Origin of the sequence: Parasphingorhabdus sp., assembly GCF_039982415.1 — a bacterium.
Classification (GTDB): Bacteria; Pseudomonadota; Alphaproteobacteria; order Sphingomonadales; family Sphingomonadaceae; genus Parasphingorhabdus.
Genome location: NZ_JBDWYL010000012.1, coordinates 1 through 12,783 on the forward strand (window position 1 = coordinate 1; position 12,783 = coordinate 12,783).

At 52.1% G+C, this 12,783-nt stretch carries 14 protein-coding genes; 12 read left to right on the forward strand and 2 right to left on the reverse strand.

Annotation, left to right across the window (positions count from 1 at the left end):
- Positions 1 to 188: 188 nt before the first annotated feature.
- Positions 189 to 824, forward strand: coding sequence for a hypothetical protein (locus ABJU74_RS16030; RefSeq protein WP_348384568.1), 636 nt, complete (start codon positions 189 to 191; stop codon positions 822 to 824).
- Positions 825 to 1,172: 348 nt separating this feature from the next.
- Here the strand turns inward: ABJU74_RS16030 and ABJU74_RS16035 are convergent, their stop codons facing one another.
- Positions 1,173 to 2,054 (reverse strand): hypothetical protein, encoded by an 882-nt coding sequence (locus tag ABJU74_RS16035; RefSeq protein ID WP_348384569.1) that lies wholly within the window; start codon positions 2,052 to 2,054, stop codon positions 1,173 to 1,175.
- Between the two features lie 158 nt (positions 2,055 to 2,212).
- Between ABJU74_RS16035 and ABJU74_RS16040 the strand changes: the two genes are divergently transcribed.
- The 11 genes from ABJU74_RS16040 to ABJU74_RS16090 are packed head-to-tail and all read left to right on the forward strand — an operon-like array spanning position 2,213 to position 11,902.
- A complete protein-coding gene (locus ABJU74_RS16040; protein WP_348384570.1) occupies positions 2,213 to 3,856 on the forward strand; it encodes an ATPase, T2SS/T4P/T4SS family in 1,644 nt (547 codons plus the stop codon).
- Complete coding sequence (locus ABJU74_RS16045; RefSeq protein ID WP_348384571.1) at positions 3,853 to 5,064, forward strand: type II secretion system F family protein; 1,212 nt, start codon at positions 3,853 to 3,855, stop codon at positions 5,062 to 5,064. The genes ABJU74_RS16040 and ABJU74_RS16045 overlap by 4 nt, the downstream gene beginning before the upstream one ends.
- Before the next feature lie 11 nt (positions 5,065 to 5,075).
- A complete protein-coding gene (gspG, locus tag ABJU74_RS16050; protein WP_348384572.1) occupies positions 5,076 to 5,504 on the forward strand; it encodes a type II secretion system major pseudopilin GspG in 429 nt (142 codons plus the stop codon).
- On the forward strand, positions 5,491 to 5,874 hold the full coding sequence (locus ABJU74_RS16055; RefSeq protein ID WP_348384573.1) for a prepilin-type N-terminal cleavage/methylation domain-containing protein: 384 nt from the start codon (positions 5,491 to 5,493) through the stop codon (positions 5,872 to 5,874). Before gspG ends, ABJU74_RS16055 begins: the two co-directional genes overlap by 14 nt.
- Complete coding sequence (locus ABJU74_RS16060) at positions 5,871 to 6,245, forward strand: prepilin-type N-terminal cleavage/methylation domain-containing protein (protein WP_348384574.1); 375 nt, start codon at positions 5,871 to 5,873, stop codon at positions 6,243 to 6,245. Before ABJU74_RS16055 ends, ABJU74_RS16060 begins: the two co-directional genes overlap by 4 nt.
- The gene (locus ABJU74_RS16065; protein ID WP_348384575.1) at positions 6,242 to 6,811 is read left to right on the forward strand and encodes a prepilin-type N-terminal cleavage/methylation domain-containing protein; all 570 of its coding nucleotides are present in this window, start codon (positions 6,242 to 6,244) and stop codon (positions 6,809 to 6,811) included. The genes ABJU74_RS16060 and ABJU74_RS16065 overlap by 4 nt, the downstream gene beginning before the upstream one ends.
- A complete protein-coding gene (locus tag ABJU74_RS16070; RefSeq protein WP_348384576.1) occupies positions 6,808 to 7,842 on the forward strand; it encodes a hypothetical protein in 1,035 nt (344 codons plus the stop codon). Before ABJU74_RS16065 ends, ABJU74_RS16070 begins: the two co-directional genes overlap by 4 nt.
- On the forward strand, positions 7,839 to 8,465 hold the full coding sequence (locus ABJU74_RS16075; RefSeq protein WP_348384577.1) for a hypothetical protein: 627 nt from the start codon (positions 7,839 to 7,841) through the stop codon (positions 8,463 to 8,465). The genes ABJU74_RS16070 and ABJU74_RS16075 overlap by 4 nt, the downstream gene beginning before the upstream one ends.
- Complete coding sequence (locus ABJU74_RS16080; RefSeq protein WP_348384578.1) at positions 8,462 to 9,013, forward strand: hypothetical protein; 552 nt, start codon at positions 8,462 to 8,464, stop codon at positions 9,011 to 9,013. The genes ABJU74_RS16075 and ABJU74_RS16080 overlap by 4 nt, the downstream gene beginning before the upstream one ends.
- Positions 9,010 to 11,139, forward strand: coding sequence for a type II secretion system secretin GspD (gspD, locus tag ABJU74_RS16085; protein WP_348384579.1), 2,130 nt, complete (start codon positions 9,010 to 9,012; stop codon positions 11,137 to 11,139). The genes ABJU74_RS16080 and gspD overlap by 4 nt, the downstream gene beginning before the upstream one ends.
- Positions 11,126 to 11,902 (forward strand): hypothetical protein, encoded by a 777-nt coding sequence (locus ABJU74_RS16090; protein WP_348384580.1) that lies wholly within the window; start codon positions 11,126 to 11,128, stop codon positions 11,900 to 11,902. Before gspD ends, ABJU74_RS16090 begins: the two co-directional genes overlap by 14 nt.
- A 185-nt stretch (positions 11,903 to 12,087) precedes the next feature.
- On the opposite strand, the gene ABJU74_RS16095 is transcribed toward ABJU74_RS16090, so the two are convergent.
- On the reverse strand, positions 12,088 to 12,783 hold a 696-nt coding region (locus tag ABJU74_RS16095; protein ID WP_348384581.1), incomplete at its 5' end, for a transposase.

Sequence of the window (12,783 nt, forward strand, 5' to 3'; positions counted from 1 at the left end):
CTCTCAGCTGACCGTTACTGACAAACACTGGATATTTACCGATCAGCGCCACGTCTCTACCCCATGGAATTACGGTGACAGTTTACTAATTGCATTAAATAGGTTTGCACCACCCGACCGGTTGCTTGCTTACTATCAGGAGCCGCCTGATCAGTGCACTGTCACCGTAATTCTGGAAGATAAATCTAATGAAGCAATCTTATTTATTATTTACCCTATTCTTTATTTTTGCCTGTACAGGGGAAAATAGGGTCAGTTCAAAAGCTTTGCCGGATGGCTACGAATCTTCTGTTAACGGATTGTTTCTAGACGGTTCAGATCAGGAATATTGTCAAATCTCTGCCGAATTGAAAGGGATAACAGCATCTGAATTTTTAGATTATTCATGGAAAAATAGAAACCATTTAGATTTCCTCACAACTGGAATTCGAAGCTCCATCTCCGGTATCATGGTTTCTGTTTCTTCAGCTGAATTTTGTAAAGGACCTATAGAAGAAACATTGAAAGATAAGTTCAATGGGAAGTTTGAACTTCAGGTGATCGAAGGGCCGAAAGAATTCAAAAAATTTAGAACAGAATCTGTACTAAGAGATCATAATTTATTTGATATTAAATTGGACTTTTCGGAGATACGTCCTTATTGCGCCATTATTCGAAAAAAGGAACTTAATCTAGAGCTGGAAGATAACTTGACCATCAGATATAGGTTGGCCATCCCAATTTTATATTATAACTTTTCGGATGATAGAGAGATCATCTATTTTGATGATCAGTGCAAAAACAAGAGCATTTTTCTAAATCTAATTGACAAATACTATAAATAGGCGGTTTCTGAATGGCTTGGCCTATCCGAAAATAATGTTAACTCCATATAGGATTTGAACTGCAGTTACGGTGACAGTTTACTAAAAATACTAATTAAAATATCCCTATCTTGATGACCCGTCATCCTCGCCTTGTTGTTGCCGGTCTACCACATCATGTAACGCAGCGGGGCAATCGGCGCTCACAGACTTTTTTCATGATGAAGACTATGCGCTCTATAAAGATTTGCTGAGCGATGCGGCAGAGAAGGCGGGGTCGGAGATTTGGTGTTTTGCCTGATGCCAAACCATGTTCATATTATCATTGTGCCTGGCCAAGAAGACGGATTACGCGGGCAGCCCACGTCATCAATTCAACCGGATCACCGGCAAAGTCACGCTGCCAGAATTGCGCGCGCCTAAACCCGATAATTTCTGGCCAATGGCGGCATTACGCACAAAAAACTTCACTTGCGGAGACGCGCTGCCGCCCACAATTTCGCTGGATTTGATCAGGCCGTTAGAGGCGGTTTGGACGGATAGCTGGACAGTGCCTTTGGCGCGCGGCAGGCGCTTGCGCAGACCGGCCACCCAATTTTCAAAAGCATCTTGCTTGTCGGTGGTCACTGGTTCGCCAAAACCCAAAGCATTGGAAAGGCGGCTGGCGAGAGATGGCTGGCGCTCCGGTGCGCGCAGCGCGGTATCCGAATCCGGTTTGCGATTGGGCGCTGCGCCCGCGAACGGATCATAGATGCCGCTCTTGTCGCCAGCGCCAGATGCATCATTTTGTCCCGCACCGGATCCGCTTGGCGTTGGCGAAACTGCTTCGTTAGACACAAGGCGCGGTACCTGGATGCGCGAACGAGACCATTCGGGCGGCACGGGCGTCTCCACGCTGGTCTCGATTGGCGTGGGCGCCGCGGATCCTAGTGCGGTAGGCCCAGTTTCGCTATCCGCGGCGGCTAATGTTGAGGGCGTTTCTTCGCTGGCTTCCTCGATTTCCATCAAGGTCATGCTGGTTATTTCACCGGTTGATTGCACCGGTTCTTGTTCAAAGGCTTTGTTAAATCCGGCGGTGATCAAAACGTAGAGGACGAACCCGTTTAATCCGATCGAAAAAAGGCCGCTGGAAAATTTTTGCAGTTGATCTCGAAAAGGCCAGTTTTCTGGAAAAGATGGTCGCTTCCAGTTCCCATTGGGCCATCCGAAAGATCGGTCTACTTGCCATTGATCTACGGTTTCAAAAGCCATTATGCTCTTTCATCATCGCCATTGGTGCGATGCTATGCCGGTTGCCCAGGCTTGGCAAGCAAAGGACCGAGATGCATCCATAATGGACCAAATTGTCTCCAAAAAATATTGTTAAACCTTGCCGCTTTGCTAGCCTTTGCTGACTGCAGGGGATTATTTTGCCGAGTCTTTCGGAATATCTTTTAGAAGCGGATTTTTTGGCGCCTGGTGAGCTAGAGCGATCCCGCCAAATCGCGCATGACACCCGCCAGCGGCTGCCCTGGGTATTGTCGCAAATGGGATTGGTGAGTGATGTCAGTCTGCTCGATGCCATGCATGAAATTAGCGGTCTTGAAAAAGCCTCGGTGCAGCTGCTCGAAAAAAGTCCGGCTGATATAGCAGGGCTTAATCCCCTTTTCTTGAAAGAGCATAAAATCATCCCGCTCGAACAAGATGCCGGCAAAATTGCATTGCTTGTGAGCGACCCGGACGATGGGGTGGCCATTGACGCGATAGCTTTTGCCAGTGGATGCAAGGTCGAACCTAAGCTGGCCCGGATAGACGATATTGATGACCGGTTGAATGAATTTTTTGGCCTCGATACCGGAGAAGATTTAGCATCCAGTGCCGGTTCGGATTTGGATGAAGAATTGGAGCGTTTGCGCGATGGCATAAGCGAGGCGCCGATTATTCGCTTGGTCCACGACCTGCTGACCAATGCGGTGAAGCGTCAGGCCTCTGATGTCCATATCGAACCCATGGCACGCCACCTATCGGTCCGCTACCGGGTGGACGGTCGGCTGAGCGAAGTCGAGCGCCATCCTGTCGGTCTGGCTGATCCGATTGCTTCGAGAATAAAAGTCATGGCTAGTCTGGATATTTCCGAAAGCCGATTGCCGCAAGATGGCCGGATCAAACTGACCGTTCGCGGGGAAGATGTCGATATTCGTGTATCGACATCCCCGATTGCTAATGGCGAAAGTATCGTCATGCGTTTGCTAGGCCGCAGCGCCTTACCGCTTGAGCTCGAGCGATTGGGCTTGCCGGATCGGGCGCTGGAAAAACTTCGGTGTGCACTGGAACAACCGCATGGGATAATATTGCTCACCGGCCCGACAGGAAGCGGTAAAACGACCACGCTCTATTCTGCGATCAATGCGCTCCGCCGGCCAGAGGTCAAGATATTGACCGTGGAAGATCCGGTTGAAGTCATGCTCGATGGAATTAATCAAGTTCAGGTCCACCCGGAAATTGGGCTCAACTATGCCAGCTCGCTCAAAGCTTTTTTGCGCCAAGATCCCGATATATTGATGATCGGTGAGATCCGTGATCAAGAAACTGCAGAAATTGCGCACCGCGCTGCGCTCACAGGGCATTTGGTGCTTTCGACGCTGCATACAAATAGTGCACTGGGTGCTTATACGCGTCTCAATGATATTGGCGTGGAACCGTTTCTCGTTGCATCAACGGTTATCGCAACCATAGCTCAGCGTCTGGTTCGCAGCCTTTGCCCAGATTGCAAGACGGCTGTACCGATCAATGCCGATGAAGCGGCGCTCTTTGCAAATCATGACCTCCCTGCGCCAACAATACTGCACCGTAGTGTGGGTTGTGCAAATTGTCATGAGACCGGGTTTGCGGGCAGGCGGCCGCTGATTGAGATTGTCGAAGTGAATGAAGCACTGCGCGGTAAGATCCGTGAAGGCGTTGCGGAAAACCACAAAATCAATCCTTCGGAAACTCTGCTCGGCCATGGTCTGGCGCTGGCCGGTGACGGCATAACGAGCATCGCCGAAGTGCAACGGGTTGTGAGCTTTTCATGACAGAATATCGCTGCTTATCCGTTGATGGCACAGGCAAGAAATCCTGGCAAAATATTGACGCATTGGATGAGCAGGCCTGCATCCAAATTATGATGGCGAGGGGTCATACTCCTTTGCAAGTAAACTCAGGTGGGATGAGTTTGAGCGAACGACTCCAACAACCGATAACCTTTTCTTTTGGTGCCGGACTGTCTGAACAAGCCTTGATTTTGAACCAATTGGCGCTCTTGGTGCATTCCGGGTTACCCGTGGATCGCTCCCTCGATTTGTTGCGCGATCAGGCAGGCAAAGCCAGACAAAGACAATTGCTCGGTGATATTTTAGAGCAAGTAAAAGAAGGCAAGGGGCTCGCCGGGGCTCTAGAAAGCCGGCGGATTTTCCCCAATTATGTCATTGGCGTTATTCGTTCATCCGAAAGAAGCGGAAAATTGGGAGAGGCTTTGACTTCACTGTCCAAACGAATGACCAAGGCTACCGAAACCCGTTCCAAACTGATTACGGCGCTAACTTATCCAGTGGCTGTATTGCTAGCGACCGTGGCGGCTTTGATTATCGTACTGACGAGCGTCGTTCCCCAGTTTGAACCGATATTTGAAGGGCAAGACGAGAATCTTCCTGCGCTTACCCATTTTGTTCTGAGCCTGTCTGACTTTGTAGGTGATTATGGAGCGAGTTTCCTGAGCGCAATGCTGCTGGCAGCTTTGGCTCTATGGTTGTTTCTCAAATCGGAGAGCGGGCAAAAGATGCTCAGCAACTTTGCTCCCCATTTGCCCGGAATGAAGCTACGCGATCAGTATCTCGCCGGTCAATTTACAGGACTGCTCGCGACGTTGATTGGGAATGGATTGACCGTGGTGCGTGCTCTTCCCTTGGCAAGAGAGACTTTGCCGAGCAGAAGATGGAAACGGGAGCTTGCGGAGGTCGAAACACGCATTCGTGAAGGCAGCCGTTTGTCCTATGCGCTAGAAGCGACTTCGATTTTTCCGCGTACGGCAAGCCGGCTTATTGAAGTCGGAGAACGCACTGGAAAACTTGGCGAAACCTGCGGCCATGCCTCTAAAATTATGAGCGATACAGCCGCTGCCCGGATTGAACGGATTGTCAGTCTCGTAAATCCGATCGCCATCATTGCCCTGGGCGGTTTGGTTGCGCTGTTGGTCGCTGGCGTGATGCTTGGAATTTTTGCTTTGGGGGATTTTGCCGGATGAATGGGAACCTTGTGAAAAGAGCAAAGACAAAAACAGAGTCCGGTTTCACGCTAATGGAAATGCTGGTTGTTCTCGTCGTTATTGGTTTGATTGCAGCGGTGGCAATACCCCAGATCACCAACTTAATGGGAAGCGCCAAATCCAAATCGGCGAAAATTCAGCTGGAAACTTTGTCGGCGAGTTTACGCTATTTTGAGATTGATACTGGTGCCTATCCGACCAGTGAACAAGGATTGGAGGTTCTGTGGTCCATGGCCGAACCTGATCCCGGTTGGAGTGGGCCTTATTTGCGGCAAGAGCGCCAATTGCGCGACCCTTGGAATAGAGATTTCATCTACCGCTCACCAGCGGAAGGCGCGCCGTTTGAACTGATATCGCTAGGCGCTGATGGCAAAGAGGGAGGAACGGGCGAAGATGCCGACCTTAATGCCATTCCCTGAAAATTTGAGGGTGCATCCCAAGCAGAAACCGAACGGATTTACGTTGGTGGAATTATTGGTGGTGCTCGCGATCATGTCGCTCGCTGCTGTCTTGTTTATCGGGGCCAGCGGCAATAGCAGCGGAGTCGATAAGAAGACGGAAATTGTCGAATTGGAAAGCGCGATTGCGTTCACGCGCAAAACGGCGATCCTGCAAGCAACAACAAAGGAGCTTGATATGGCTCCCTACGCGGTATCATTGACCCCCCAATTGGGAGAATCAAAAAAGCTGATTTTCTACGCTGATGGATCGAGTAACGGGGGTGTCATAGCTGCCGATAGCAAACGGCTTTTCACTGTCCGCTGGATAGATGGAGCGATCAACCGATGACGCAGCGCTCGCTTCAAAATGGATTTACGCTGGTTGAAGTCTTGGTGGCGCTTGTGGTGACGGCTCTACTGGCGGCAATTGTGATGGACGGCGCCGTATCGGCCAAGTTGCGCGGGCAAAATCAAGAACTGCAAACCCGGGCGTTGTTTGTTGCACAATCTCATATCGAAGCGCTTCGAGACCAGCCGGGAGAACCGTCACAGCGGAGCGGTGCAGAAAATGGCATGATCTGGGCCTTGACCGAACAAGAAATTGCACGAGATCCGCGTGGGATATTTGTCATTGTAGAAGCCTCAATCGCCGCAGGAACAGAAGGCAAACCAAGGCTTGTTCAATTGCAAAAGCGCTATCTCAAGAAGGCGCAGCGATGAACGACAAAGGATTCACACTTGTTGAAATTCTGGTGTCGCTTGTCGTCGGAGCAATGCTGCTTGGTTCGATGAGCTGGATCATCTCGGGATTGGCCAAGGATCTGAAAGGTTCTGAAGATATCGAAATGCCAAAGGCATTATTGCAATCCAGCGCATTGCTGGAAGACATTTTAAACGATGGCCGTTTTGTTGATCAATCCGGCACAGCAATGGCGCGCTCAGCAAAAAGCCTTGATTTTGAAATGCGTGCGCCGGCCACGCTGGGGCGGTCAGATTTTATCAATGCCAAGCTGACGACAGTGAGAAATGGGTCGGGCGAGAGCCTGGTTCTGCAATTGCCAGGATCCGATGGACTTGAAACGACCTTGTTCAATAATATGGAAAAAATTAGCCTGTCTTATGAGACAGCAATTGATGAGCAGGGCTCTGTCCCGCTGGTTCAGCGCATTACAATCACGGTAAAAGCGAAGCATAGGGCTCAAGAACAAGCCATAAATATTCGTCCGCGCGTCGATGCTGTCGGTGGTTGTATTTTTGATCCTGTTTCCCAGCAGTGCCGCTCATGACCGGTCGTTTTTCACAGGCTGCTGAAACGGTGCATGGTTTTTGGTCCTGGTGGAGCGATGAAATGCTCGGCATGTTGCCCGCTAGCCTGAAAGGCGACCCCACCGAACGGGATCGGTTTGATATATTTCTTGGTGATGAAGAAACCGTCATTGAAAAAGTTGTGCGCGGGGCCGCCCAGAAAATGGTCGAACCTTGCGGATTCAACGATCTACCTGACGAGAGTTGGGAGCAAATTAGTGTTCTGTTGCAAGATCAAAAGCCGCGGCTGTTTCTCGCCGCAAAGGATATTTTGCAGATTCCAGTGACCATGCCACGCGCCAGTGCTGGGCAAATCCGTTCTGCACTGACTTTGCAATTGCCCGGCTTGGTGCCACTCATGCCCGAACATATCGATTGGAATTTCGTCGAGATCGCGAGAGATGCGCAAAACATAGAAATCACACTCGTTATCGCTCGGTCTTCCCGGTTGGATGAGCTGGAAGAAGCGTTTGCATATAAAGAAATCATGCCGCCTGTTTTTTGTGCGAATGTAGCGGATCGGTGCCTGGTCTTGCGCAAACCGCTGGAGCTGACTCATCGACCGATAAATGACAAAAAGCTGCTTGCTACCATGGCGGCCATAGGCATGCTGGCTATGATTCCCGTCTTCACTATTGGCGGCGCAGAAATGCTCGCATCTCTAAATCTGGAACGAGCAGAACGTCTACAAAAGGATTTGGCTCCGAAGTTGGCGCAGGTAAGAGATGTGCGGCGCGAAGAGACAATCCGGCGAGCAGCTGCCCCGCTTTTCAATATGCCAAGCGCGGCCAATCTATTGGAGATGATCGCACAAAACTTACCCGAGTCTGATTGGGCTATCGCCTCTTCCCAAAGCGCCGATGGCAGCTTTGAGTTTATTGCCGATATGGCCAATCGTGAGTCGGCTGAAACAGCACTGCGCACAATACCCCAGATCAAGCAGTTGGAAATTGCTGAAGAGATGCAGGCAGAAAATAAGCGCGCGCGGGTGCGGTATCGGATTGCCCGATGAGCGAAATGCACCAAAATAAAATGCAATTGAAACTGCAGCAATTGTCACCCGCGATGCGCAAATTTTTGGCACTGGCAACTTTGTTGTTTGTCAGCCTATTCATTTGGAATGTAATCATTACTCCGGTTGCGGCGCAGATGGAGGCCAGTCTGTCCAAATTGCAGGACGCGCGGTACCAGCGCATGCGTTTGGAACAATTGGCTGCGCAACCAGCACCGCCACGATCTGATCCGTTGCCGGCAGAATTATTGGCGGTGGCAGCAACGCCTCAACAAGCATCGGCGCAAATTTCCAGCTATCTCAATGGTCTCGCTGCACAAAATGATCTGCAAGTGGCCAATATAACATCACATTCGGGACTGAAGGGCGCCAAGCTTCTGGCTTTTGATTTCGCTCTGATCGGCGAAGAGCTTGCTTTGGTCAGATTTATCAACGCATTGGAAAGGGGCGCGCCCATGATACGCTTGCGAAGCTGGCAGATTGATGGCCCTGATATGGCGGGAGGCGGGACGCCAGAGGATTTAACTGTTCCTGATCCTGCAATCAGCATTCAGCAAGATAGCTTTACTGATCGCACCATGCGATTTTCTGGCCAAGCCGTGGCCGCTTGGACAAAGCCATGATCGAAAGGCTGGACAAAAGCTGGGTAATTTTGGGTCTTTCGGCCGCGTTGATGATAGGCATACCTTGGTGGCTATTGTCAGCGCAGCCAGAGGATATTCCAGAAGTAGCGCCGCTGGTGATTACAAAGGTCGAGCCGCAGGAAATTGTGACGGCCAAAGCGCTTTTCGAGAAACCGCTGTTCAATGCCCGGCGCGCGCCGCAGACTTTTGCTGATCAAGCGGTTGCTGACAATATCCCTGCGGTAGAACAGGCGCAACCAGTCGCGCCAGCCCCGACTTTGGTCGGACTTGTGTCGCGCAGACGCGGCAAGTCGGTAGCAATTGTCAAGGATCGCGATGGGCAAACCAAAACCTTGGCACCGGGTCAAAGTGCGGATGGCTGGCGGCTGGTTTCGGTCAGCAAAACCAAAGCGCGCTTTGCGTCAGCAGGCAGTGAGATCAGCATCGCGCTTGACTTTACCAATAAAGCATTGGGTGGCCCCGGCGGGGTGTCAGAAGCCAACAGCACGCCCCAGGAAAATGAACCGGTGATCGGAGAAATTGAGTGACAAGCATTATCAAGCAATCCAGGGCTTTTGCTGTTCGATCGGTTTTCTCAGCAGGCATTGCCGTCTTGGCCATGGCGGCGGCTTTTCCTTTCGCGCTGTCCGCGCAAGCACCCCAATCCACGCGCATTCAATATGATGAACAAAATGGTTATTCGCTGGCCTTTGTTGAAGCAGATGTAAAGCGAGTGGTCGATGCCGTCATGGGTTCTATGCTCGGGGCTAACTATTCGATTGACCCGGATGTTGCGGGCAATATAACGCTGCGGACAGCGAAGCCGGTGGCGGAAACTTCGCTTATTCCGCTTTTGGAAGAAGCGCTCACCAGCGTTAATGCGGTGATAATCAAACGCGGTGATAGCTACCGGATCATTGCTAGAGCCAAAGCGCGCAGCGTTGCGCCTATTGGTTCGCCGAGAATGGCGGCAAACATACCCAGCGGCGCTGCTGCTCCCGTAGGCGGTCCTCGCTTTGCGCCGTCTGCGCCGGGCTTTGCGACCGAAGTAATTCCGCTGCAATTTGGCAATGCGGGCGAGATTGCTGAACTGATTGGAGAATTTCTCGGCGACAAGATTGCCGAAGCATCCAAAGACGGCCGCAATCAACTGCTCGTCAGCGGGAGCGCCGATGAACGCGATGCCGCAAAAAAGCTGGTCGAGCGGTTTGATGTCGACACGTTGGCCGCCATGAATTTTGAGATATTCAGACTTGAAAATGTCGATGCGGATACCATTGTTGCTGAGCTCGACAAGATATTTGAACCACCCTTTGATATTATCGGCTCGCGCATCCGCTTAGTGCCTCTGCCCCGATTGCGTTCCGTTCTGGGTATAGCGGGCAATGGCGCGGATCTGAACCGGATCGCACCCTGGATCCGGCGTCTCGATGCGGGCGGTTCCGGTAAACGCAAGCTTTATAGCTATGCCGTGCAAAACGGCCGTGCAGCCGACATCGCTAACTCCTTGCAACTGGTGCTAGGCCAAGGCGGCAGCGCGTCTGCCCAGCCATCCATCGCTCCAGCGCGGATCAATGTAGGTGGGGGCAGCGGCTTCGGTGCTGTTGGCGCCACCGGCGGTGAAGGAGAACGTCAGGAGGCCGCACCAACATCTCTGCAAACAGCGGCTAGTCCATCCGGTTTGTCGGGTAGACTGCGGATCGTTCCCAATATCCAGAATAACAGCCTGCTCATCTATGCCAATGGCGAGGAATATGGCTTTATCAGAGAAGCGCTGGAGAAGCTGGATCAGCCGGTGGCACAGGTTTTGATCGAGGCAACATTAGCAGAAGTGACCTTGAGCGATGACTTGCGTTTCGGCGTTGATTTTTCGGTACTGCGCTCAGGTTCCGATGGGACCAACACCATCGCAAATAGCGGCACCACCGGCGGCACACCGGCTTCTTCCTTTCCCGGATTTTCGGTTTCCGTGGTTGGGTCTACCGCATCTGCGGTTCTCAATACATTACAATCCAAGACCAATGTGAAAGTGCTTTCTGCGCCGAAAATTCTGACGCTGAACAATGAACCAGCGACTTTACAAGTGGGTGATCAGGTTCCGATTGTGACACAGCAATCGCAAGGGGTCGTCTCGCCCGGCGCACCGATTGTGAATAATATTGAGCTGAGGGATACGGGTGTCATTCTGCAAGTCACCCCGCGCGTTAATGATAGCGGGACTATCATTCTCGATATCTCGCAAGAGGTTAGTGATGTGGCTGAAACAACCACATCCGGCATCAACTCGCCGACCATTCAGCAACGCCGCTTGGCCAGCACGGTAGCCACGCGTTCGGGGCAGATGATTGCGTTGGGCGGGCTCATTCGCAATCGCCAGACCCGGGTGAAGTCCGGCATTCCGTTTCTCAGTCAGATCCCGGTTCTTGGCGGATTATTTGGGCGCAAGGTCGACACCGGCAGCCGCACCGAGTTGATCATTTTAATCACGCCAACGGTTATTCGCTCGCCAGAAGATACCAAGAATATCGTCGATGCTCTGATTGATGGATTGGATTTGACCCGGCCTCTATTGGACAAAGCGCAATCCGGATTGGTTGGCACGCGATTGGAAGCAGTCCGGACCGAACCCGCACGGCCCGAAGATATGATGCCGGATCCCAATGCCGTTCAATAAGCCACCGGGCCCGGCGCAAACTATTCCACGGGGCGAGCGAGGTTATATATTGATCACCGCCTTTTGGTTGCTCTTGCTGGGGGCGTCTCTCGTCGCCTTGCTGATGCTCAAAAATCTGAAAAATGCCGAAGATCATGCATTTGAGCGCGACCAAATCCAGAGCCGTTATGCAATGGAAAGTGCGGTTGAAACTGTGGTCGCCGACATCCTGTTCAACGGACCGCGTAGTGCATTTGCGCAGTTACCGGCGGTGACAGAATATGAAATTAACGGCGTGAAAATGGCCGTGCAGGTGAGCAGTGAAAATGGAAAAATTGATCTGAACCGGGCGGATGCGGCGCTAATTGAACGCGCGCTGCGCGGCCTTGGCATTGCGGCGAGGCCGCGGCAGGCTTTTCTGGATCATGTGCGCGAGCAAAGAAAGGCCGGGCGTTTCTTTCGGTCAACGATCGATGTTGAAGGGGCGATGCAACAGGCGGGATTTGCCGGGGCAGGAGGTTTTTGCGCGGAACGCTATTTCACGGTCTATTCCGGCCTGAGCCAGCCCCAAGCCAATCAGATGGATGCGGAGTTGGCGCGGGCCTTGGGGCAGGTGAGCTCAACATCCAATGTTCGCACCACGCCGGGCACCGCCTTGCGGGTGCAGGTGAAGGCTGCCGAAGGATTGCCATTGGTTGCGGTGATCAGGACCAGCGGGCTGATTGGGCAGTCGCATCGGGTTTTGGATTGGGGGGTGCGAGCGGATGTTGGAGCTTGTGAATAGCTATGGTTTGGTATCGGGTGATGGCACCAGAGTTCTGATCTCGCTTTTTCGACAGCTTCCGCCAGCTTATGCTTACAGAGCGCATAGTCTTCAATTACGCAATTACGGTCAATTACGGTGACAATGCAATTACGGTGAAATTACGGTGGAAATTACGGTGACAGTGCACTTTTTTCTACCAAAAATTACGGTGACAGTGCACTTTTTTCTACCAAGGCATTCTTCTTTCTGCCCCGCTTACCGGGTTTCAGCTTTCGCCCTGTCTGTTGCTCCGCCGCAGCCATAAAGTCATCGTCGCCCAATGGGCGGCCAACAGTCTCTGCTTTCCGGATTGCCGTCCATTTGTCCGCCTCTTCACCGGCCTTGATGCGCTCTGCAATGTCAGGAAAGCGTTCTGCAACCGCATCGGCTTCAGTTACACCGTCGCCTTTCGCCGGATCAAGATGGACATGAACGCTGGACCATTGCCAATCCTGCGCTCGCTCCACCAACTTCGCCCGAACCGGGTTCAGCACCACATAGGGAATAGCGGCGGCCAAATGCGCCTCGTCCATCGCCACACAACCAAAGCGGCCCTGCCAGAAATGCCCGGTCCGTTTCTCTCGCGCATGAATATGTCCAGCATATTGACGATGCACTTTGGAAAGCGCGCGGCGCAGGCCATCCTGATCGGACGGCACCAAGATCAAATGGGTATGATTGGGCATCAGGCACCATGCCCAGATCGCTACCTTTGCTTCCCGGCAGTGATCCGACAGAAGCGATCGATATAACGCATAGTCTTCATCGCAGAAAAATGTCTGGGCCCGGCCATTACCGCGCTGTGTCACATGGTGAGGGATGTCAGGAAGCACTGTTCGGGCAAGGCGGGCCATGACCAT